Source organism: Flavivirga eckloniae (assembly GCF_002886045.1).
In the GTDB taxonomy this organism is placed as follows: domain Bacteria; phylum Bacteroidota; class Bacteroidia; order Flavobacteriales; family Flavobacteriaceae; genus Flavivirga; species Flavivirga eckloniae.
This window is the reverse complement of sequence record NZ_CP025791.1, coordinates 2,356,615-2,379,717: the sequence shown is the minus strand read 5'-3', so window position 1 is coordinate 2,379,717 and position 23,103 is coordinate 2,356,615. Positions and strand designations below refer to the sequence as shown.

At 35.4% G+C, this 23,103-nt stretch carries 15 protein-coding genes; 6 read left to right on the top strand and 9 right to left on the bottom strand.

Going from position 1 to position 23,103, the window contains the following annotated elements; genetic code table 11:
• Nucleotides 1-6: 6 nt before the first annotated feature.
• The 3 genes from C1H87_RS09680 (at nucleotide 7) to C1H87_RS09670 (ending at nucleotide 7,331) form a co-directional block, all read left to right on the top strand.
• The gene (locus C1H87_RS09680) at nucleotides 7-6,078 is read left to right on the top strand and encodes a DUF6443 domain-containing protein (protein ID WP_102755609.1); all 6,072 of its coding nucleotides are present in this window, start codon (nucleotides 7-9) and stop codon (nucleotides 6,076-6,078) included.
• Nucleotides 6,079-6,092: 14 nt separating this feature from the next.
• On the top strand, nucleotides 6,093-6,569 hold the full coding sequence (locus tag C1H87_RS09675) for a tetratricopeptide repeat protein (RefSeq protein WP_102755608.1): 477 nt from the start codon (nucleotides 6,093-6,095) through the stop codon (nucleotides 6,567-6,569).
• Between the two features lie 528 nt (nucleotides 6,570-7,097).
• The gene (locus tag C1H87_RS09670) at nucleotides 7,098-7,331 is read left to right on the top strand and encodes a hypothetical protein (protein ID WP_102755607.1); all 234 of its coding nucleotides are present in this window, start codon (nucleotides 7,098-7,100) and stop codon (nucleotides 7,329-7,331) included.
• Nucleotides 7,332-7,334: 3 nt separating this feature from the next.
• Here the strand turns inward: C1H87_RS09670 and C1H87_RS09665 are convergent, their stop codons facing one another.
• The 7 genes from C1H87_RS09665 to rplM all read right to left on the bottom strand — a co-directional run bounded on the left by C1H87_RS09665 (nucleotide 7,335) and on the right by rplM (nucleotide 13,211).
• On the bottom strand, nucleotides 7,335-8,606 hold the full coding sequence (locus tag C1H87_RS09665) for a DUF5686 family protein (protein ID WP_233783412.1): 1,272 nt from the start codon (nucleotides 8,604-8,606) through the stop codon (nucleotides 7,335-7,337).
• 82 nt (nucleotides 8,607-8,688) lie between these two features.
• On the bottom strand, nucleotides 8,689-9,246 hold the full coding sequence (gene frr / locus C1H87_RS09660) for a ribosome recycling factor (RefSeq protein WP_102755606.1): 558 nt from the start codon (nucleotides 9,244-9,246) through the stop codon (nucleotides 8,689-8,691).
• A gap of 135 nt (nucleotides 9,247-9,381) precedes the next feature.
• Nucleotides 9,382-10,089: a UMP kinase gene (pyrH, locus tag C1H87_RS09655; RefSeq protein WP_102755605.1), complete on the bottom strand. Its 708-nt coding sequence runs from the start codon at nucleotides 10,087-10,089 to the stop codon at nucleotides 9,382-9,384.
• Between the two features lie 224 nt (nucleotides 10,090-10,313).
• Nucleotides 10,314-11,288, bottom strand: coding sequence for a translation elongation factor Ts (tsf, locus tag C1H87_RS09650; RefSeq protein WP_102755604.1), 975 nt, complete (start codon nucleotides 11,286-11,288; stop codon nucleotides 10,314-10,316).
• Nucleotides 11,289-11,377: 89 nt separating this feature from the next.
• Nucleotides 11,378-12,154: a 30S ribosomal protein S2 gene (rpsB, locus tag C1H87_RS09645; RefSeq protein ID WP_102755603.1), complete on the bottom strand. Its 777-nt coding sequence runs from the start codon at nucleotides 12,152-12,154 to the stop codon at nucleotides 11,378-11,380.
• 215 nt (nucleotides 12,155-12,369) lie between these two features.
• Complete coding sequence (gene rpsI, locus C1H87_RS09640) at nucleotides 12,370-12,756, bottom strand: 30S ribosomal protein S9 (RefSeq protein WP_102755602.1); 387 nt, start codon at nucleotides 12,754-12,756, stop codon at nucleotides 12,370-12,372.
• Nucleotides 12,756-13,211, bottom strand: coding sequence for a 50S ribosomal protein L13 (gene rplM / locus C1H87_RS09635; RefSeq protein WP_102758228.1), 456 nt, complete (start codon nucleotides 13,209-13,211; stop codon nucleotides 12,756-12,758). Before rplM ends, rpsI begins: the two co-directional genes overlap by 1 nt.
• A gap of 630 nt (nucleotides 13,212-13,841) precedes the next feature.
• Between rplM and C1H87_RS09630 the strand changes: the two genes are divergently transcribed.
• On the top strand, nucleotides 13,842-16,730 hold the full coding sequence (locus C1H87_RS09630; RefSeq protein ID WP_102755601.1) for a carbohydrate-binding domain-containing protein: 2,889 nt from the start codon (nucleotides 13,842-13,844) through the stop codon (nucleotides 16,728-16,730).
• A gap of 95 nt (nucleotides 16,731-16,825) precedes the next feature.
• On the opposite strand, the gene C1H87_RS09625 is transcribed toward C1H87_RS09630, so the two are convergent.
• Nucleotides 16,826-17,911: a DUF3179 domain-containing protein gene (locus C1H87_RS09625; RefSeq protein WP_102755600.1), complete on the bottom strand. Its 1,086-nt coding sequence runs from the start codon at nucleotides 17,909-17,911 to the stop codon at nucleotides 16,826-16,828.
• A 5-nt stretch (nucleotides 17,912-17,916) separates the two neighbouring features.
• A complete protein-coding gene (locus tag C1H87_RS09620) occupies nucleotides 17,917-18,888 on the bottom strand; it encodes a hypothetical protein (RefSeq protein WP_158655175.1) in 972 nt (323 codons plus the stop codon).
• 480 nt (nucleotides 18,889-19,368) lie between these two features.
• Between C1H87_RS09620 and C1H87_RS09615 the strand changes: the two genes are divergently transcribed.
• The gene (locus C1H87_RS09615; RefSeq protein WP_102755598.1) at nucleotides 19,369-20,541 is read left to right on the top strand and encodes a DUF4249 domain-containing protein; all 1,173 of its coding nucleotides are present in this window, start codon (nucleotides 19,369-19,371) and stop codon (nucleotides 20,539-20,541) included.
• A 17-nt stretch (nucleotides 20,542-20,558) separates the two neighbouring features.
• Entirely contained in the window at nucleotides 20,559-22,979 is a 2,421-nt protein-coding gene (locus C1H87_RS09610; RefSeq protein WP_102755597.1) for a TonB-dependent receptor, read from the top strand.
• Nucleotides 22,980-23,103 lie beyond the last annotated feature (124 nt).

Here is a 23,103-nt window from a genome sequence, read left to right as displayed (position 1 = left end):
AGTCCCATGCATAATAATTTTCAATACAAATTAAGCTCTCTTTTTTATGGAATGCTATTTATTCTATTAGCAGGATTTAAATTATATTCCCAAACCACACTGTTTGGTCCCACAAGTGTTAATATCGGAGATGTTAGCACTTATAATATAAACGGGCCAGCGAGTAACGTAAACTGGGCCAGTAGTACGTACTATACAACATTATCTTCTACCCCAGGCTCTATAACCGTTGAATGGACAGGAGCTGGTCCTGGTAACACGGCGACTATCGCTGCGTTCGCAACGGTTTCTGGGCAACCTGAGCTTTTGAGTTTGGTGGTAACTGTTAACCTCCCGCAACCAGACACTCCGAGCCCACCAACTATACAAAGTACTAATTGTGGTAATACCGTACTAGCTAGGGGCAATCCTCCTGAAGGAGTTGCTTGGTTTTGGCAAACCAGCCCTACGGGGACGAGTATATCCTATTCTGGAATTACCCTAACAGTAACCAGTGGTACAAAATATTATTTAAGGGCCAGAAATACAGCAAATATATGGAGTTCTGGTTCCAGTAGTGTAAACTATACTGTCAATACAGTACCTGGAATACCCAGTGTTCCTATAGTGACCAATAACTGTGGCAATACAGTATTAACCAAGGGGAGTTCGCCCAGTGGGATAACCTGGTACTGGCAGAGTAGTGCTTCAGGAACCAGTACGTCCAATTCGAACACTTCGCTTAGTCGTACCAGTGGTACGGTATACTACTTAAGGGCCAGGAATAATACAACGGGATGTTGGAGTTCTTCAAGAACAATAAATTATACTGTCAATATAGTACCTGGAATACCCAGTGCTCCTACAGTGACCAACAACTGTGGCAATACGGTATTAACTAAGGGCAGTTCGCCCAGTGGGATAACCTGGTACTGGCAGAGCAGTGTTTCAGGAACCAGCACGTCCAATTCGAGTACGTCGCTTAGTCGTACCAGTGGTACGGTATACTATTTAAGGGCCAGGAACAATACAACGGGATGTTGGAGTTCTTCAAGAACAATAAATTATACTGTCAATACAGTACCCGGAATACCGAGTGCTCCTACAGTGACCAACAACTGTGGCAATACGGTATTAACCAAGGGCAGTTCGCCCAGTGGGATAACCTGGTACTGGCAGAGCAGTGCTTCAGGAACCAGCACGTCCAATTCGAGCATTTCGCTTAGCCGTACCAGTGGTACGGTATACTATTTAAGGGCCAGGAACAATACAACGGGATGTTGGAGTTCTTCAAGAACAATAAATTATACTGTCAATACAGTACCCGGAATACCGAGTGCTCCTATAGTGACCAACAACTGTGGCAATACGGTATTAACCAAGGGCAGTTCGCCCAGTGGGATAACCTGGTACTGGCAGAGCAGTGCTTTAGGAACCAGCACGTCCAATTCGAGTACGTCGCTTAGTCGTACCAGTGGTACGGTATACTACTTAAGGGCCAGGAACAATACAACGGGATGTTGGAGTTCTTCAAGAACAATAAATTATACTGTCAATACAGTACCCGGAATACCGAGTGCTCCTATAGTGACCAACAACTGTGGCAATACGGTATTAACCAAAGGCAGTTCGCCCAGTGGGATAACCTGGTACTGGCAGAGCAGTGCTTCAGGAACCAGCACGTCCAATTCGAGCATTTCGCTTAGCCGTACCAGTGGTACGGTATACTATTTAAGGGCCAGGAACAATACAACGGGATGTTGGAGTTCTTCAAGAACAATAAATTATACTGTCAATACAGTACCCGGAATACCGAGTGCTCCTACAGTGACCAACAACTGTGGCAATACGGTATTAACCAAGGGCAGTTCGCCCAGTGGGATAACCTGGTACTGGCAGAGCAGTGCTTCAGGAACCAGCACGTCCAATTCGAGCATTTCGCTTAGCCGTACCAGTGGTACGGTATACTATTTAAGGGCCAGGAACAACACATCCGGATGTTGGAGCTCCTCCAGAACAGTAAACTATACAATAACACAACTTTCAATCTGGTATGCAGATAGTGATGGCGATGGCTTTGGAGATCCGTCTGTAACTCAGTCGGCTTGTACAAAACCTGCCGGATATGTCTCGAATAATACAGATCAATGCCCTAACGTAGCAGGACCTCATAGTGGCTGTAGCCATATACCAACATCATTATCGAGCAATGAGAATTATGTTTATACCAGAGTGTATCAAGATCGTATGGACAATGCCTCAGAAATAGATGAAGAATCAGATTTTACAGAAAGTGTAACCTATTTTGACGGTTTGGGCAGACCAATGCAAAGTATTGGCATTAAGGCGTCTCCAGATAAAAAGGACATCGTTACCCATATCGATTACGATGCTTTTGGTAGACAGGATAAAGAGTGGTTACCTTATCGTGAAGTATCGGGAAGTGTTGGCTCTTACAGAGGAGATAAGTCTGTAGCGACTAAACAGTATTATAAGGACAACTATGGTGATGATTTTACTGATATGATCCTGGCCGATATCAATGCATATTCTCAAAAAGAACTTGAAGATTCTCCATTAAGTCGTGTTTTAAAACAAGCAGCTCCAGGCAAGGATTGGAAACTGGGTGGTAACAACGAAATAGAGTTTGTCTATAATACTAATGATGCAAATGAAGTAAGGTTTTATAATGTTTCATTAACGCCTTCAAGTAGTGGTGGAATACATACTTATACACCTACATTATTAGGAGGGACTACTTTTTATGCAGCTAATAAACTCTATAAAACCATTACCAAGGATGAAAATCATGACGGAACACTATCGAAAAACCACACTACCGAAGAGTTTAAAAACAAGCAAGGACAGGTTGTTTTAAAACGCACCTATGCTGATATAGAAGGTGTGTCAACCGCCCACGACACCTACTATGTATACGATTACTATGGTAATCTTTCATTTGTTATTCCTCCAAAAGTTGATACTTCCAATGGCGTATCTGCCATCGAACTATTAGAATTGTGTTATCAATATACCTATGATGATAGAAATAGATTGGTTGAAAAGAAAATTCCGGGAAAGGATAAAGAATATATTATATACGATAAGTTGGATAGACCTGTTTTAACTCAAGATGCCAATTTAAGAGCCCAAAAGCAGTGGTTGTTTACTAAGTACGATATTTTTGGTAGAGTCGTTTATACTGGATTGCATACAAATACCGACAAAATAACACGTCCCGACATGCAATCCCATTTTAATTCCGAAAACAATCTGGATACCGAGCTATATGAAACTAAGGTGTCTTCAGGAACGGGTTATAGTGGATCCTATTACACCAATTCGAACTTCCCTAATGCAGCCATTGACTTGTATACCATTAACTATTACGATAACTACTACTTTAACAAAGATGCTTTGATCCTGCCCGATAAAGCTGAAGAACAAACCATAATTAATCATAACGGCACAAACAATATGTTAACCAAAGGTCTGGCAACAGGAACTAGGGTGAAGGTATTAACAACAACCCAATGGATTACCTCGGTTACTGGTTACGATGTAAAGGCACGTCCAATCTATGTAGCAAGTAAGAACAGTTATTTAGGCACTACAGATATTGTTTCGAGCAAATTGGATTTTGCAGGTAAAATAGATAAGACCACTTCCACTCATTTAAAAACTGGACAAATACCCATTACAAATGTAGATGTTTTCGAATATGACCATGAGGGTAGATTGTTAGAACAAAAGCAAACGATTAACGATCTTATTCAGGAAACCATAGTGGACAATACTTATGACAATCTTGGGCTTTTAAAATCGAAGGGAGTTGGCGGTAAATCTACTAATACGGTCAGGTTACAAGATGTAGACTATACTTATAATGTGAGGGGGTGGTTAAAAGGAATTAATAATACGGGTGGTAGTAATTCTGCCATTACATTGGATGCAAATGATGCGTTTGGCTTTCAAATAAATTACAATACGCCTAGTACTGGTGGAACAGTATTGTATAACGGCAATATTAGTCAAACACTTTGGAAATCTACAAGTGTTAATAATACCAGCAACCCTGTTGCCAATAAATATTCTTATATTTATGATGCACTTAACCGGATTACAAATGCGACGGACAATACAGATAATTATAACCTTTCACTTATCGATTATGATAAGAACGGAAACATCATGCATTTAAAAAGAAAGGGGCATAGGAATGCCAACGCAACTACTTTTGCCCTGATGGATGACTTAACCTATACTTATAATGGTGGAAATAAACTGTTGAAAGTGGCAGACGCTGCTACAGTAGACGAATTTGGGTTTAAAGACGATGCAGTAAATACTACTGTGGATAGTGCAGATGATTATACTTACGATGACAATGGCAACATGACAAAAGACGAGAATAAAGATATTATTTCTATTAGCTATAACCATTTGAACTTACCCACCGATATTATTTTTGACAGGCACGATGAAACTGCCGTACATTATGTCTATGACGCTAACGGGGTAAAGTTGCGTAAGTGGACAGTAGATGAAGGAGACGAGCCAGTTATTACCCTTTATTCTGGAAACTATACCTATCAAGGTCAGTTGAATTCAGAGGTCCTGAAATTCTTTAACCACCCTGAGGGTTATGTGGAGCCAAAGAACGAAAATGATTTACCTCAAGGTTTCGACTATGTATACCAATATAAAGATCATTTGGGTAATATTAGGTTGAGTTATAAGGACAGCAACAATGATGGTAATATAACTGGTAGTACAACACAAATATTCTTTGATGGTTTCGAAAGTGCTTCTGGTTGGGATGGTACAGGGCATACTTGGGGATGGGATGTAGATGAGTTTGATAGTAATTTTAAGCTTCAAGGGAATTATGCCGCAAGGTTGGATCCACACTCCCATTGGGAAAATGTAGCGCACAGTAATGACTGGATAACTATAAATAATTCGGTAACCACAGATTATATTTATTCTGGGTGGGTTTACCTTGAAAATATACCAGAAAACCAGGCAGATATATTTTTATTTATGAACGAACCAGGAGAAACAAGTTATTATACATTAATAGACTATCAAAGAACACATACTAAAGGTAAATGGGTATATCTTGAGAAACGAGTAAGTGTGCCAGCTAATATTACTCAACTAAACTTAAGGATTGATAACGACTATGCTGGTAGTGTTTGGTTTGACGATGTAAGTATTCGTAAAGTTAACGATCCTATGACTGTTGAAATACTGGAGGAAAATAATTATTATCCTTTTGGTTTAAAACATAAAGGGTATAATGATAATGTTACTAATACTAATATTGCAAGAAACTGGAATTACTTAGGGCAGGAAGAACAAACAGAGTTAGGTTTAGGCTGGTTGACGTTTAGGTATAGAAACTATATGCCTGAGATTGGGAGATTCTTTGGTGTAGACCCTGTATCGAGTGAGTATATGTCAATATCTACTTATCAATTTGCTCATAATAATCCTATTTGGAAAATTGAGCTAGAGGGCTTAGAAGGAATAACCATTAATAAAGAAGATGAAGGAGGAGATGTTATAACTCGTGAGCCAGTAAAAGTTAGAGGGGATAGGTTGCCAAATGATGTCCAGATAGATGCTAAAGGTACAATGAACGCAATAATGCCTATAGTTACGACTTTGGTATTGATTGATGGACCTGAGCCTGGTCCAGGTGATGTTACAGCTGGAGGAGTTCTTGCATCTGCAGGTTTAGGCATTGCTATTGGACAAACTTTAGCAGATGGCTGGAATATTTTTGCAAATTTTTATAATTCTTTAAATACAGAAGATACATCGTCAACTCAGACAGAAAGTAGTACTAAAGAAAGTTCAGCTGAAGCAGAAACATCTTCTGAGACTTCAAAAACAGCTAAGGAAAGGGCTGAAACCGCAAGTGGTTTAGAAGCAGCATTGAATCAGGATGAAGGAATAGAAAAAGCACAACAATCAGCAAAGAAACAGGTTAAAGGTGAAAAACAAAATAGAATTCAAAGCAAAAAGAAATCAGAGCAGAGAGTTGATCACCAATTAAAAAGAATTGATTTAGAGAATCTAGGTGATATTTGATTATAAAAGCAGTTATGAAAACAAACAGTTATATTGATGAAATTGTCCAGCAAGGAATAGAACTTAAAAACGAAGATAAATTTCAACAGTCAATAGATGTATTAGAAAAAGTTATATCTAATTATCCTAATTATAAAAAAATTAATGGTGTTATGCTTTTACTAGCTGGAAATTATTATAAACTAAAACTATATGAAAGGTCCATAGATTATTCATTTAAAGTAGTTGCTAATAATCCAAAAGTTGAATTAGCAAACCTTTTATTGTATTTATCATATTTTGATTTGGATGAACATGAAAAAGCTTTTATGGTACTATTCTCTTATCTAGAAAAGTATCCAGCTGATTTATTTAAAGATACCTTAGAAGAACTTTTAGATGGGTTAATTGATGGATACAGCTTAAATTACGAAGAGGATATAATTTCATATGCAAAAAAGAATGATGTAGATATCCCAAAAGGTTTATTGGGTGGTACTAACTCAAATTAGTGGTTAGAGTAACATATACTTTTAAGTCATAAGTAATCAATTAAAAATAATTTAAACTTATTAAAACAACAGGTGTACTATAAAGTATACCTGTTTTGATTTATGTACTCTATATTTTTGATGTGATTTTGGTTATTTGTGTTATTGTTGAGTAATAGAAATAATGGTTTTGGAGTTGAAAAATGAGAGTGTTATTATTTTATTAATTGAAGATTTAAATACCCCGCTCCCGCTAAACTGCGTTTAGTGGCGGTAAGATAAAAAAACAAGAAAAATTACTTTGAATTAAGGGATTGTAATCCGAAACGTTACAGCAGGGAATAAAAGGTAAAGACCACATTTTAGAAATAGGATTTGGTCTTTAGTTTAATCCCATTTATACTGGTCCTTTTACCATTAAATTAGGAACAAAATGTCGATTAGGTACTTCGACTTTGCTCAGTACAAGCTTCATCAGAAATATTGTTATACCTTGAATTTTACCTCAAAATAAACCCTGTTTTTATAACCATATTAATTAAAAGCCCCATGAGATATTTCAAGGTTAATACGTTAGGAAATCACCTAGATGGTAATCGCCCAATTATAAAAACCGTTCCGAATTCATTTAAAAAATGGAATCAGTGTATGATGTTGAGAGAACCTGTAGAAGTAAATTACCCTACTAATGTTAGGTTTAACTTAGATGAAAATACAGAAATTAAAATTCCTTACTTGCTTGGAAATGAGTTGCACTATTTAATCAAAATAAAGGTGCTTTAATATTTACAGAGATACATTAAATGTAAACTTAACAGCAATGTTATCGCTAATTTCTGGTAAGTGATAAGCACCATAGCGATACGTAAAGCTTAAGCCAAAGCCAAAAAGAAATTTGTTGATTTCGAACCCGGATTCCGTATACCCCTTTCTTAAAGAGCCAAATGTTACGTCTTGGTGTAGTTCTGGATCTTTCATGTCACCTACTGCATATCGGGAAATTAAAACAATCTGTGGTTTATATTTTTGTGAAATATTAAATGGCTTCAAATAATGTTTTAGTTGAACTGTAGTAAACTTATCTGAAAAGAACTCATTAAAATACATGGTTTCAAAGCTGTTTAGTCCAGCTACTGAAAAACGTTGCATGACGGTTTCTTTAGTAATATTATTAGGATAAGCGTGGTATAAATGAGTTAGAGGCGTATTGCCATTTGCTATTCCGGAAACTAAGGTTATTTCAGACATTCCGTCCTTTACACTGCCTATTCTATAAATCGTTCGAAAATCTAATTTAGAAAAGTTAAAATCACTTTTAAAAACATTTTTAATGCTTTTGGTGTATTGGAGCGTAAACTGTGGATACCCTTTTTTAGTTTCCTTGTATGTCTTCTCCGATATTTCAAACTTGCTAAAAGGATTCCATTGTAACGATAGCTGTGCGGTACTTAAATGAAAAGAGCTTATAGGGTTGTTATCTAAAATGTATTGATAGTTATAAGTAGGGTCTATATTGCTAACAGCAAACTCGGCTTCAGCTAATAATTTAGGATTAAACTCGTGTTCTACATTTAAAGACTTGGTAATATGCTTATGAAATAGGTCGATGTTTAATAAACGAGGTTCAAAAAATTGAAAGAACCTACCATCTGTTAAAAATTTGGTGCTTCCTGTTTCTTTTAAGTCGTTGGTGTAAGAAAGATTGACCCAGGTGTTCGTTTTTTTAGCCAATCGAAAACCACCTCCAATAGAGTATTTAAAACGATGATCCCTAAAGCCATAAACACCATAACTGTTTATGCGGTATTTTTCTGAGAAAGCATCGTTAGTAACACCACCAATACCTGTTCTTATACCCTCGTATTGGTTGTATTTTATTAAATATCTTAAATCGAAATTGAAATATCTGGTGGGGAGATACCCGTTACCAAGATGTTTTATGAATTCCCTTTTTTTAATGGAATCTTTAGCGGGGGTTAAAATAGTTTCTAATGAATTCTGTGCTTGCGCATATGTGGCACAAATAAAACAAAGAGTTAGCGTAAAGTGTTTTATCATTTAAAGGGTTGAGAGAGACTAAAAGATTTACGGAAAAAGCGACTATTTAGACTACGAACAGTAACTAAAAGTCGCTTTTTAATTATACCGTCATGATTTCTTTTTCTTTTACATCAAAAAGATTATCAACCTTTTTAACGTGATTGTCAGTCATTTGTTGTACATCAATTTCAGCATTATTCATTAAATCCTCAGATACGTCATCTAGTTTCTTAATGTCGTTGTTAGCATCTTTACGAGCTGTTCTTATACTCACTTTCGCATCTTCGGCTTCAGATTTAGCTTGTTTCGCTAGGTCTCGTCTGCGTTCTTCTGTTAATGGAGGTACGTTTATAATTATAGTTTCACCATTGTTCATTGGATTAAAACCAAGATTAGCATAGGCAATACCACGTTCTATTTCCTGGAGCATACTTTTTTCCCAAGGTTGTACCGTAATGGTGCGTCCGTCTGGAGTATTTACATTAGCAACTTGACTTAATGGTGTTTGCGATCCATAATAGTCTACCATAACACTACCAAGCATAGCAGGGCTAGCTTTTCCTGCTCTAATATTAACAAATTGTTTTTCTAAATGCTTTATAGCATTATCCATAGCTTCTTTTGTCGTATCTAGTATAAATTGTATGTCTTCGTTCATTGTACTAAACTTTTTGAGTCAATATATTATAGTCATCTGTATAGGGGTATAACGTATATACAGATGTCGTTTGTATTTTAATGTATTGGTTAAAAACCAAATCCGGGAATTCCCGTTCAAAAATTACGCCAAGTTTTATAAGTTAACCTCAGTACCAATTTTTTCACCGGAAACGACCTTTAATAAGTTTCCTTTTTTATTCATATCGAAAACAATAATAGGCAACTCATTTTCCTGGCTAAGCGTAAATGCCGTGGTATCCATTACTTTTAATCCTTTGCGCAAAACATCGTCAAAAGATATGAAATTAAATTTAATAGCATTGTTATCTTTCTCAGGATCTGCATTGTAAATACCATCAACACGGGTTCCCTTTAAAATAACATCTGCTTCAACCTCTATAGCTCTTAGCACAGCAGCAGAATCTGTAGTGAAATAAGGGTTTCCTGTACCACCGCCAAAAATTACAACACGTCCTTTTTCTAAATGACGCATGGCTTTTCTTCTAATAAAAGGCTCAGCTACCTCGTTAATTTTAATGGCCGTTTGTAAACGTGTCGGGATACCTGCATCTTCCAGAGCACCTTGTAAGGCCAAACCATTTATAACAGTTGCAAGCATGCCCATATGGTCGCCTTGTACGCGATCCATACCTTTGCTAGCACCGGCAACACCTCTAAAAATGTTTCCGCCACCAATAACTATGGCAACTTCTACACCTTTGTTTGTAATGGTTTTTATGTCTTCTGCATATTCTGCTAATCGTTCCGGGTCGATGCCATATTGGCGATCTCCCATTAATGCTTCTCCCGATAGTTTTAGGAGTATACGTTTGTATTTCATTTAGTTATTTCTATTTCTTTTTTAATTGCCGGATCTGCTTGTTTGCAGGTGCAATTTGCTATTTAATAGGCCTAAAATACAGGTAATTATCATAGCTTATTTGTTTTTGCTTTTGAAAGTTTAGCAAATATAAACAATATCTTAATTTGCTGAACTGGATTTTTTGTATAAAAAAACCACTGCAATAAAAATTACAGTGGTTACCTTTTGAATACTTTTTTGTTTTACCCTACAGAAGCACGTTTGAAACCTGTAATTTCAACATCACCGTAAGATGTTACATATTTAGCAACATTTATTTTTTCATCTTTAATGAAGTTTTGATCTAATAAACATTGTTCTTGATCAAGTGTTGTGTTATCTGAAACAAAACGCTCCATTTTTCCTGGTAAAATTCTATCCCAGATTTGTTCTGGCTTACCTTCAGCTTTTAATTCTGCTTTAGCATCTTCTTCAGCTTGCGCTAAAACTTCTGGCGTTAATTGCGCCATAGAAATGTATTTAGGTACGTTTTTAAGCGTTTTACCTAAACGTCCTAACTCGATGTTATCTTTTTCAATAACAGCAATTCTAGCTTCAGTTTCAGAAGCAATATAAGCTGGATCGAAATCTTTGTAAGATAAAGTAGTGGCACCCATTGAGGCTACCTGCATAGCTACATCTTTAACTAAAGTTTCAGCATTGTCAACTTTAGCAGATAAACCTACTAATGCTGCAATTTTGTTAATGTGAACATAAGTCCCAACAAAAGGAGCTTCTAACTTTTCGAATGCAGTAATATCAAGTTTTTCACCAATAACACCTGTTTGCTCTGTTAATTTATCAGCAACGGTCATACCACCAAAATCACCAGCTAAAAACTCTTCTTTAGTATTGTAGTTCAATGCAGCTTCAGCTAACTCATTTGCTAAAGCTAAAAAGTTTTCGTTTTTACCAACAAAATCAGTTTCACAACCTAATACAATAGAAACACCTTGAGTTTGGTCTGTATTGATTTTAGAAACAGCTGCGCCTTCAGAAGAATCTCTGTCAGCTCTTTTTTCAGCTACTTTTTGTCCTTTTTTACGTAATACTTCAATGGCTTTGTCAAAATCGCCTTGAGCTTCAACTAAAGCTTTTTTGCAATCCATCATCCCTGCACCAGTAGCTTGTCTAAGCTTGTTTACTTCTGCTGCTGTAACTTTTACTGTAGATTCCATATCTTTATTTTATTTAAAAAAAGTCGTTCAAATAATTTCCCAGCTAAGAAAAGAATTAAACGACTTAATCGTATTGTGTAATTGTTAATTTATTCTTCTTCTTCGGCTGCAACTGTTTTAGCTGGAGCAGCTTTTGCTTTAGGAGCCTCTGCTTTAGGAGCAGCAGATGCTTCTTTCTCAGCTTTACGCTCTGCTAAACCACCAGCGATAGAGGCTGTAACGTGAGTTAATATTTTATCGATCGATTTAGAAGCATCGTCGTTTGCAGGGATAACATAGTCAACTTGACGTGGGTCTGAGTTGGTATCTACCATTGCAAAAATTGGAATGTTTAATTTTTGTGCTTCTTTAATCGCGATATGCTCACGTTTAATGTCTACAACAAATAAAGCGCCCGGTAAACGAGTCATGTCGCTAATAGATCCTAAGTTCTTTTCTAACTTAGCTCTTAAACGATCTACTTGTAAACGTTCTTTTTTAGAAAGCGTATTGAAGGTACCATCTTTCTTCATTCTATCGATAGAAGCCATTTTTTTAACAGCTTTTCTAATAGTTACGAAGTTAGTTAACATACCACCTGGCCATCTTTCTGTGATGTAAGGCATGTTAATAGAACCGGCTTTTTCTGCTACGATATCTTTAGCTTGTTTTTTTGTTGCAACGAATAAAATCTTACGACCAGAATTAGCAATTTTGCTTAATGCAGCACCTGCTTCATCAATTTTAGCCGCTGTTTTATAAAGGTTGATAATATGGATGCCGTTACGCTCCATGTAAACGTAAGGAGCCATGTTTGGATCCCACTTACGTGTAAGGTGACCGAAGTGTACACCTGCTTCAAGTAATTCTTTTACTTCTACTGCCATTTTGTAATAGTTTACGTTCTGTTGAATTAGCAATGATTAAGTGGTCATTTTTATAATCGCCTTAACCATTTAGATGCTAAACTAAATCCTGCCTTATTTAGACTAGGACAACAATAACTGGTTTTTTAAATGCTGAACTGGTTTCAGCATCTTTTTAAATTTTCTTTATATGATAAAGGAACCTGATAAACAGATCCTGAATCAAGTTTAGGATATTAACGTTTAGAGAACTGGAATTTCTTACGAGCTTTCTTCTGTCCGAATTTCTTACGCTCTACCATTCTTGGGTCTCTAGTTAATAAACCTTCTGGTTTTAGGACTAATCTGTTTTCAGCATCAACCTCGCACATAGCACGAGAGATAGCTAAACGAACAGCTTCTGCCTGACCTGTAATACCTCCTCCAAATACATTTACTGTAATATCAAAGTTGCTATCATTGTTAGTCATAACTAAAGGTTGTTTTACTTTGTACTGTAATGTTGCAGTAGTAAAGTAAGACGTTATGTCTTTTTTATTAATCGTGATGTTCCCTTTTCCTGGGGCAACATACACACGAGCAACAGCCGTTTTTCTACGGCCAATTTTGTGAATTACTTCCATTATTTGAATTCGTTTAAGTTAATTGTTTTAGGTTTTTGAGCTTCATGAGCATGAGCAGAACCAACAACAACGGTTAAATTACGGAATAAATTTGCACCTAATTTGTTTTTAGGTAACATTCCTTTTACTGATTTCTCTACTATTCTTGCTGGGTCTTTCCCGAACAATTCTGTAGCAGTTAAACTTCTCTGACCTCCTGGGTAACCTGTGTGACGAATGTACGTTTTATCAGTCCATTTGTTTCCAGATAAGTTGATTTTTTCTGCATTGATAATAATAACATTATCTCCGCAATCAACGTGAGGTGTGAAATTTGGCTTGTGCTTACCTCTTAAAAGTTTGGCAACTTTAGAAGCGAGACGACCAAGTGCTTGACCTTCGGCATCAACTAAAACCCACTGCTTATTCACAGTAGCTTTATTGGCCGAAATCGTTTTGTAGCTTAATGTATCCACACTAATTAATTTTTTTATATACCTGTCTGCCGACAGGCAGGTTAAACATTCCTCTCTCAAAAAGAGTTTGCAAATTTACGATTATATATTTGATTACCAAATAGGGAAGTGATATAATTTCTTTAAATGGTACGGGCTAACAAAATTACCCGTTAAAAGGTATCAATATTTTGATATTAAGGTGGTTATTAATTCCAATTTTGGAACATTAAAGTATTGAGAAATACTATTGATACTTTGATAAAGTATGGGTATAAGGTTCCTAACTAGAAAATTAAATCAGATGTATTGGTTTGATATAGAAATATTTACGGTTTTACCACAATTCTTTCAGGTAAAATCCAAACTAAATAGAATTATTTGTAATTTAATATTCAATATTCTGGAACTGAAACAACTCACCTTTATTAATTCCAGAATTAGATTAAATATCTAACAATTATATACAAAACAGTAAGCTCTCTGTGTATATTGTTTTTGTGAGTTTTAATCACTAAAGACACATCTTGCTTCCATTGTGAAAACAAATCACGTGGCTCAAAGGGCTCCTTCTAATCAAGCTATAACGAGTTGTCTTATTATATGATGACCTGTTGTATAAGTTAGTGTTGTATCAAAACTTTTATAATTATGGAAAACTTAAATATCATGAGTTTCTGGCAGGCACTTATTTTTGTTATCTCGGTGCCCCTATTTTCGCAAACGGTAACTATCGATCAAAGCGTGCAACGCTATTTGGGAACAGTCTCCGACTTAGATCGAACCAAATATTTTCGAATTCATTCTAATACAACCTCAGACCCGGAGATGAATACGTTCTACTCCGATTACAATGTTACTAGAGGAAGGGGGTTCTGGGGACCTTATTCTTATGCTAAAAGCCAAACGGGATCGGTTGGTAATTACCCACCTTATAAAAATGGTCCCGGAGGTGTTAGAAATGTATCGAGTTTTGTTAGTACCGAGCATCCAAAAAATGTAATTCGTTATAATTTGGATATGGTGGCAGCTGCTAATTGGGCTGTTGAATACTGGAAGGATTTTGTTAACGACAATGGGCGTGCGGAGTTTTTCGAACTAATGAACGAACCTTTTGTACATTCAGACGATGCTGTTTTTGCTGCGCAACAACCCGATGCTAATTTAATGCGTATTCGAATGGCAGACTGGTATAACGAAGTAGGCAAAAAGATTCATGCCGAACCATTATTGGCAAATATGAAAGTTATTGGTTATTCCAGTGCCTGGCCATCTATGGAATTATGGGATTTTGGCCATTGGAACAGTAGAATGAAAATGTTTATAGATAGAGCAGGTGCCAATATGGATGGTTTTTCAACACATTTATATGATGGTATTAATGTAACAGGACAGGATAGTTTTAGGTCTGGAAGCAACTCTGAAGCTATATTGGATTTAATAGAAGCATACAGCCATATTAAATTTGGGTTTGTTAAAGACCATGCTATTACCGAGTATGGTGGTATTGCTAAAGGTTATGGTCCGAATTATTCCGATACCGAAAGTTCACAAACAGTAAAATCGTTTAATAACATTTTGTTTAACCTGTTAGAAAGGGAAGATAGAATGGCAATCTCTATACCATTCGCAACCGATAAGTCTCTATGGTTTTTAACAGCGGCAAATAACTATCAACCCTATGGGGCAGTGTTGTTAAGACCGACTAACTTAGGGCAGCCTAATCCTGCTGGATGGGTGTATACTCCCAAGGTGTATTTTTATGATTTATGGAAAGAATTTAAGGGTAAACGTGTTGAAGTAAGTTCAAATGATTTCGACATCCAGGCACAGGCATTTGTAAATGGAACAAAAATGTACGTTGCTATTAACAACTTGGATACAGCATCGAAAACAGTAAGCTTAAACTTTGCAGATGCTTTCTCAGGGTTTCAGAACGTTAGAATAAAAGCATTAAAGGTTTACGATAATAGCCCTCCGGTTTTTACGAATACATTAAGCACAAATGCCCCATCCAGTATTACTTTAATAGGAGGGGAAACAGTAACTCTAGAGTATAGCTTTTCTAATTCTTTGACATTTGATAACGCCATTCGTAGAACAAAGTACTATGCATCTACATATTTAAAATCTATTACTAGCGGATCGAATATGTCGTTTTCATTTAACGGTGTGTCAAGCGGTTCTGGAAAAGCGATGTTAAGAATGTCTATTGGAAGGAAACATAACGTTACTAAAGCGCCTACCGTTAAGGTAAATGGAACTACGGTTTCTGTACCCAATAATTGGAAGGGATACGATCAGGCCAACAGAACCGATTTTTTTGGAACTATTGAAATTCCTGTTCCTATAAATCTTATCCAGACAAATAACACCGTAACACTTACATTTCCAGATTCTGGAGGGCGTGTAGCTTCTCTAATTTTACAAGTTGAGAAGTATGATACAATGGTGAGCGGACAGAGTCCTTATCCTAATGGTGTTGCGCATGCCATACCTGGCACAATTCTCTGCAAAAATTTCGATAATGGAGGAGAAGGTGTAGCATATCATGATACAAGTTCTGGTAATACTGGTGGTTTATACAGATCTACCGATGTTGATCTGGGTAACGGAGATGGCGATGTGGTCATAGGATGGACGGCTTCCAACGAATGGTTAGAGTATACTACAAATGTAGTAGCCGGCACATATAATATAAGTGCAAGGGTTTCTTCGCCTCAGAACAATAAGCGTATTGTTGTAAAGCTGGACGGGACAACTTTAGGAACATTTACGTTACCAAATACAGGGGCATGGCATACTTATCAAACCATTACTTTAAACAACATTGCCCTATCGGGAGGAAATGGAAAAATATTACGTCTGGAGTTTCCAGATGGAGGGCTTAATTTAAAAACGCTTTCGTTTGTAAATACAACACCTAATGCAGATACTGTAAATTGTGGGTTGTTGCCAACATCGGTTGCTTCATCAACATCCTACGTCGTTAATGTGTCATATACGGCCACTCAAAGTAGAGATGTTGTAGTAGAGTTTTGGAATTCGGGATGGCTGTCCAATGGAAAAACAACAGTAAGTGCGGGTTCTGGAACCGCGGCGGTTACGGTTAACTTGAATAATGCTCCAGCAGTAGGTTCTGGGTATTTGTGGAAAGCTAATATACGACCTGTGGGTACATCATGGACATCTAATATTGATGGTTGTAATATAACAGGAGTAAATGTTACCTCTTCTGCAAAACAATCCAATAAAAAGGAAGCGCCTGTTCAGGTAAATAATAGAGTTGTAAAAGCATACCCCAATCCATTTAAAAGTATTCTAAAAATCGAATTGCCAGAAAACCATCAATTCAATAAAGCTTTAATATTCGATCTTTATGGAAGAACGTTGTACGAGCAGAAAATTTCGAATAAACAAAAGCATGTCGATTTAAGCAATTTTGGTTTAAAGGCAACTAATTCTAATATCTATATAATTAGGCTTTCTGGTAAAAAAGGAACTTGGGGTACTAAAACAATAAGAGTTATTAAAGAGTAGTATAGATATAACTTGAATAATTCTGGGGTATATGAAGAAGAAAAATCTGCTGGATTTAAATTAAATTCAGCAGTCTTTTCTTTTTTATGATTTACTTAAAATAGCGAAAAAATCTCCGGATTAGGATAAAACGCTGCAATTGCAAACCAATAACTCATTACAGACCTAGCACCTGTTAGCGTTTCGCCAGCTCTGGGACCTTCAATGGCTTTACCAAAAATAGACCATTTGTTTCCTTCATTGTCTTTAAAAAAAGCTTCAGTCCCATTAAAATCGTATTCAAATATTAAGCTTTCATGGTCACCAGATAGTTTATATCCGTAGATTAAATCATTGTTTCCAACAATTAAGTAGTTGTCTCCATCAAAGGAATCCCTAATAACCTCTCCGCCTTTGAAATCTGAAAATTGATAGACCTTAGATTTTTCTCCGCTAATTATAGCATAAACACGCTCTTTATTAGGTAGGTCTGAGTTTAGTATTGAAGGGGTGAATATAAATCGATTGTTATTAGTGGAATAATCGCCATAAGGCGACGTGCCATATGATCTTGAAAAGCCTGTTGTAGTTGTTAAAACTTTTGTATTAGGATAAAGTGCTTTCCATGTTTTCCAATTTGTTTCTACAACATCAATTAATTTAGGTTTGTCGTTAATTAATTGTCCGTTTACACATTCAAGTCTTAATTGAGACCAATTACTGTCCGTATTTCTATCGTATAAAATTAGATTTGCATTATATAGAAGTCCAGATACTCCAAAAGTAGTTTTTTTTCCATCACTTATACTTTCCCAGGCAAAAGCAGTACCGGTTAACGGGCAGTAGTTTAATGTAAAGAATTCGCCATCTATTTCATCGTTAACCACCTCATGCCAATCTAATACAATATGAGGATAAGCTTTGGCTTGATTATTATGTACAATTCCAACAACAAGATCATAGTCATCTATAAAGTCTGTAATGTTGGCATTAGTAAAACGAGGATTGTCTATTGATGGAATTCCGTCTTTACCAGGACCACCATCTTTAACTTCTGAAATTGGTATTAACCATTGGTTAGAATTTTCGTTTTCATTGCCGCCTGGATTAATAGTGCCATTGCCATTGTTAATGTCACTACTAGTGCTACATGACGATAGTAATAAACAGCATGCAAATAGGTAAAAAATATTTTTTTTCATAGCATTTAATTTAATTGTAAAACATTCTTTTTTGGACTTATTTTTAATAAAAGCCCAGTTGTGATCCTATAAGTAGGCGTTAATTGCGTGCCATCAACATTATTATAAATAGGTAGCTCTGCTTTGGCAGAAAATGCTAGTTGAGGTTTTAAATTGATGGAAAAGTTTGGAATAACCGAAACCCAGTTGCCACCTGTGTTATCCAAGTCGAAACCGCTAATTTTGTCTCGTCTCGCATCTCTGTATTTAAAAGACAGACTAGGGTTGGTTAAGGTTTTAAATAATACGAATTGATCTGAAAAGCTTATAAACCCTTGAAATTCGTTGCCAAATTTGTAAGTACTGTTCTCAAAATAGGAATCATTTGTTCCGGTGCTTCTGTAAATAATTCTTGCTGAAAGTGTTGATGTTGGTCTAAATGCGAAATTCTTGGAAAAAGAAGTCCAGTAAATAATATCCCAGGCATTGCTGCCGGGTTGTAAATCGGCATTTAATGTAATGCCTTGATCGTTTGTTTCTGTAGAGGATCCTAAGGGGATTTTTGAACCCAATCCGATAGCGATATTGCTTTTTTCGCCTAATAATTCGGGGAAATTATATTTTAATAATAAAACAGCATCTCCAATACCGGAGGTTTGATCTAGGTTCTCATTTCCAAATTGAGAAATATTACGGCGTTGATTTACCCATGTGAATAGACCTTCTATTGAAAATCGGTTGGAAATAGAATAATTGGCATTCAACAATACCGAATGTGTAATTCGTAATCTGGAATTGTCGTTTAGAGTTTCAGTTCCAGAGTTTAACGTGTTTAAGTAGTTGTAATCGTAATTTAAACCTACTTGAATGGTTCCTTTGTCTGCCTGAGATAACCCCAGATTGTTTGATAGGGGAATACCACCAGAGCAGCAGGTTTGAGCATCAATTTGAGTAAATACCAAAATACATGTAACAAAAAAAAGCCTTTTGCAATTCATGGTAAATCTTTTTGTCATATATAAGATGTCGTTGCGTAAAGCATTGCCTTACTAACTTTAACATATGGGAAATATTGATATATTGTTTTATGGTTACTAATTTAACGTGAAACTTGGATAAGAAAATTTATGTCAGTTTGAGTGATCCCGATTTTCTTCGGGATCACTCGAAATGACATCTTGAACTCTTAAACATAGAAGATTCACGTTAATTTATTCAAATAGACATTCAAAAAATCCCAGATTTATAATCAGATTATAATTTTTCATATAGTCCGATTTTTCTGCATTACAACGCTTATTTTTTTAATAGTTTAACATTATAAAATATAAGAATTTACTGAGTTTTTATTAGTTTAGATGATAGTATTGTGTCTATAAATTAATCGACTCTATAGTTTAAGATTAACGAAAACATACCTACTGTGTTTTTATAAATTAGATCTTAAATGGATAGGGTTTTTCATTTTAATAAAAATAATGTTTGATAAAAAAACCTACTCTTTTATAATTAGTCCCCTATGTTTTATAAGCCTATTTATAAACTTCTCCTGTACAGACCCAGTTACCCCAGAATATAAATATAAAGAGGGTTTAATATATATAGATGCCTATGTTTCAACAGTTTTAGAAGCGTCATATACAACTATAACAGAAACAACATTATTATCGGGCAAGTTGAAAGATTTGTTTGTTAAAAATGCAACTGTTTCTTATAGAAATATAGAAACTAATCTTGAAGTTTTTTTAATAGAAGAGGAAGAAAGTTACTTCCCCCCAAATGATTTTCATGCATCTGTGGGTGAAACGTGGGAACTTTTAATTACACTCTCAGACGGAAGAAAATATAAATCTAAACCAGAAACGATAATTGAGCCAGTAGGCTTTTCAAATTTAAAGGCAAGCTATGATAAAGAATTATTTTATAGAGAAAGTATAGAAGATTTCGTTCCAGGTCATAAAGTTTCTTTAGACCTTGAGGATCCTGCTACAGATGATAATTATTATTTTTGGAAGTTTCGTTCGTTTGAAAAGATTAGTATTTGTGGTGAATGTTATGGAACAATATTAAGAGATGGGAAATGTATAACTAGCCCAGTGTCTATTGATAGGAATAAAATTATAAATTATGCATGTGATACTGATTGTTGGCGAATACGATATAATGAAGATATAAAAATTTTTTCCGACGATTTTACAAACGGTAAACTTGTATCTGGACTACCTGTTGGTAATGTGATATTGTACACTAAAAATAATATCGTAGTAGAAATGCAACAATATTCACTTTCTTCTTCTGCTTATAAGTATTACAAAGTTTTAAAAGATATCGTAGATAATAATGGAGGTTTTAATGCACCACCACCAGCCGCACTTGTAGGTAATGTGTTTAACCCAGAAGATAGTAACGAATTTGTTTTAGGCAGATTTACTGCTGCATCTGCAGTTATTAAATCTATTTTTATTGATAGATCACAAATTATAGATAAGGCTGTAGAACCTAGGGTTCTTGCACAGCCAGAGGTGTGTGAAGATATTTGTACTTTCTCAGAATGTTTTCCGATACAATCAGATTGTATCCCAATTACGAGCATGTCTTGTGATGAATCTCGATATAGAACAAGTATTAGACCAGAGGGGTGGGTAGATTAAAACTTAAAATATACTTTATGAAAATACTTTTGCCCCTTTTTCTGTCAATTTTACTAATTCATGGTATTGAAGCTCAAACTAAAAAGCATGAATTGTCTTTTAAAGTTAAAAACCAAAAAACAGACAAAAACCTTGATGGTGCTCAAATTTATATCACACCCTGCAATTGTGGCGGCGTAACAGATGCTAACGGTTTTTTTACAATAAACCTTCCCGAAAAGGAATACAATTTAAGTATTACATACATTGGGTTTAAATCCTATAATAATAAAATTCTTTTGAATAAGGATATGCTTATAGAAGTCACTTTAGAAGAAAATCAAGAGCAATTATCTGAAATAATATTAAAAGCAAAAAAGATAAATGATTATATAGAATCGCCCCAAATGGGTGCTATACAACTAAAATCGGAAGAAATTGAAAAACTGCCCTCAGCCTTAGGAGAGGTTGATGTGTTGAAAGGAGTTACTTTGTTAGCGGGAGTGAATAACGCTGGAGACGTAAGTAATGGTCTTTCTGTTAGAGGGGGATCGTTAGATCAAAATCTTATTTTATATGATTATGCTCCAGTTTTTAACCCAACACATTTATTTGGACTTTTTTCTGTTTTTACGCCAGAGGTACTATCGTCTGTAGATTTATATCGAGCAAACATTCCTTCAAAATATGGAGGCAGAGTGGCTTCTGTTTTAGACGTAAAAGTTAAAAACCCATATGTAGATAAATTAAAGTTAAGTGGAGGTTTAGGATTAGTATCTACCAGACTAGCTATTGAAACACCAATAATAAAAGATAAACTAACACTTATTGCTGGTACGAGAGCTGGCTTAACAGATTTTTTACTCCCCATTTTTTCTAAACGATTAAAGAATACAAAAGCTAAGTTTGGAGATGCGACATTAAAATTAATGTATTTACCAACAGATAAAGACCAAATTACTTTTACAGGGTTTTATAGTAAGGATTTTTACCAATTAGATTTAATATCTGAAGTAGAAAATGTTAATGCCAAAAACAACCAATATGATTTTGGAATGCTAAATGGGACACTTAATTGGATACATTCATTTAACCACAAAACTAGTTTAAAAACAATTTTGGTTGGAAGTAGATATACGCCTAAAATTATTTTTCCCGAAGTAGAGAATAATAATAAGATCGAGTTTCAATCAAGAATAAATTACTTGAGTCTTATATCGGAATTGAAGAAAAATGGCAATGATACATTTAATTATTATGCGGGTATACAAGCCAATAAATACATAATTGAACCGGGGGAATTAAATCCGGGTAGTGCAGAGAATGTGCTTCCTGTATCATTGAAATCTGAAACCAGTTATGAGTTGTCAGGATATTTAAATGCTAATTGGTCACCTATAGATAATCTTTCTTTATCGGCAGGATTGCGTTATAACTATTTTATGTTCTTAGGGCCTTACAAGTCAGTAACTTTTGATGAAATAAGCGGTGCTATTTTAGATACTAAAGAATTTAAAAAAGGAGATTTGGTGAAATCGTATAATGGCATTGAACCTAGATTTGGAGTTTCTTATAAGTTAAATGATAAAACATCTATAAAAGCAAGTTACGCTAAAGTGAACCAGTATCTTCAAAATGTATATAACAGTACAACGCCTATACCGACATCACGTTGGAAAACTTCAGATATAAATATTAAACCACAAATTGGAGAAACTTATGGCATGGGGTTTTATCATAATTTTAGAGAAGATGATAGGGTCATTACAATGGGTTTGGAAGGGTATTATAGAGATACAAAAAATGTACTAAGCTATAAGCCCGGGGCAGATTTTTTTCTTGAGGAATTTTTAGAACGAGACGTGGTTCAGGGTATTGGCAAAGCATACGGAGTAGAGTTTAGTTTAAAAAAACCAAGAGGAGATGTTAATGGATGGATCAATTATACATGGTCAAAAAGTCTATTAAGATCCTTCAATGAGAATTTAGGAGATAGAATTAACAATAATGAATGGTATCCATCAGATTTTGACAGGACTCATGTTGTTAATGCGACCATTAACCTTGAGGGGGATAAATACAATACCTTTAGTTTTAATTTTACAGGACAAACAGGTAGACCTTATACCGTTGCTAATGCGGTAGTACAAGTTGATGAAATACAAGTTCCAGTATTTATTGATCGAAATAACGCACGTCTTCCAGTATATCACCGTTTAGATCTTTCTTGGAATGTCCATTTTAGCGGTAGTAAAAAGAATAAAAGATGGAAGAATGATTGGACATTTACTATTTATAATGTTTATAGCAGAAAAAATCCGTTCAATATTTATTATAGACAGCGTACCGGAGAAAAAACCAACTCGCCTATTTTTAGAGACAGTCCTTTAGGTACATATCAGCTTTCGGCTATAAATAGCCCTTTAATATCTTTAACCTATAATTTTACATTCCAATAGAGCTGTATTCTAATAGTTGTTTAGTTAGTTATCACTGGTTTGAAAGGAACTGATTAATGATTTACACGGACAGTTGATTTTTGCATTTGTAGCTAAGAGCTAATTTTTGACTACTTTTGGGGCA

What these genes read in the sequence shown, in the direction of transcription:
- C1H87_RS09680 (WP_102755609.1), top strand. Translation starts at nt 7, where the DNA reads ATGCATAATAATTTTCAATACAAATTAAGCTCTCTTTTTTATGGAATG.
- C1H87_RS09675 (WP_102755608.1), top strand. Translation starts at nt 6,093, where the DNA reads ATGAAAACAAACAGTTATATTGATGAAATTGTCCAGCAAGGAATAGAA.
- C1H87_RS09670 (WP_102755607.1), top strand. Translation starts at nt 7,098, where the DNA reads ATGAGATATTTCAAGGTTAATACGTTAGGAAATCACCTAGATGGTAAT.
- C1H87_RS09665 (WP_233783412.1), bottom strand. Translation starts at nt 8,606, where the DNA reads ATGATAAAACACTTTACGCTAACTCTTTGTTTTATTTGTGCCACATAT.
- frr (WP_102755606.1), bottom strand. Translation starts at nt 9,246, where the DNA reads ATGAACGAAGACATACAATTTATACTAGATACGACAAAAGAAGCTATG.
- pyrH (WP_102755605.1), bottom strand. Translation starts at nt 10,089, where the DNA reads ATGAAATACAAACGTATACTCCTAAAACTATCGGGAGAAGCATTAATG.
- tsf (WP_102755604.1), bottom strand. Translation starts at nt 11,288, where the DNA reads ATGGAATCTACAGTAAAAGTTACAGCAGCAGAAGTAAACAAGCTTAGA.
- rpsB (WP_102755603.1), bottom strand. Translation starts at nt 12,154, where the DNA reads ATGGCAGTAGAAGTAAAAGAATTACTTGAAGCAGGTGTACACTTCGGT.
- rpsI (WP_102755602.1), bottom strand. Translation starts at nt 12,756, where the DNA reads ATGGAAGTAATTCACAAAATTGGCCGTAGAAAAACGGCTGTTGCTCGT.
- C1H87_RS09630 (WP_102755601.1), top strand. Translation starts at nt 13,842, where the DNA reads ATGGAAAACTTAAATATCATGAGTTTCTGGCAGGCACTTATTTTTGTT.
- C1H87_RS09625 (WP_102755600.1), bottom strand. Translation starts at nt 17,911, where the DNA reads ATGAAAAAAAATATTTTTTACCTATTTGCATGCTGTTTATTACTATCG.
- C1H87_RS09620 (WP_158655175.1), bottom strand. Translation starts at nt 18,888, where the DNA reads ATGAATTGCAAAAGGCTTTTTTTTGTTACATGTATTTTGGTATTTACT.
- C1H87_RS09615 (WP_102755598.1), top strand. Translation starts at nt 19,369, where the DNA reads ATGTTTGATAAAAAAACCTACTCTTTTATAATTAGTCCCCTATGTTTT.
- C1H87_RS09610 (WP_102755597.1), top strand. Translation starts at nt 20,559, where the DNA reads ATGAAAATACTTTTGCCCCTTTTTCTGTCAATTTTACTAATTCATGGT.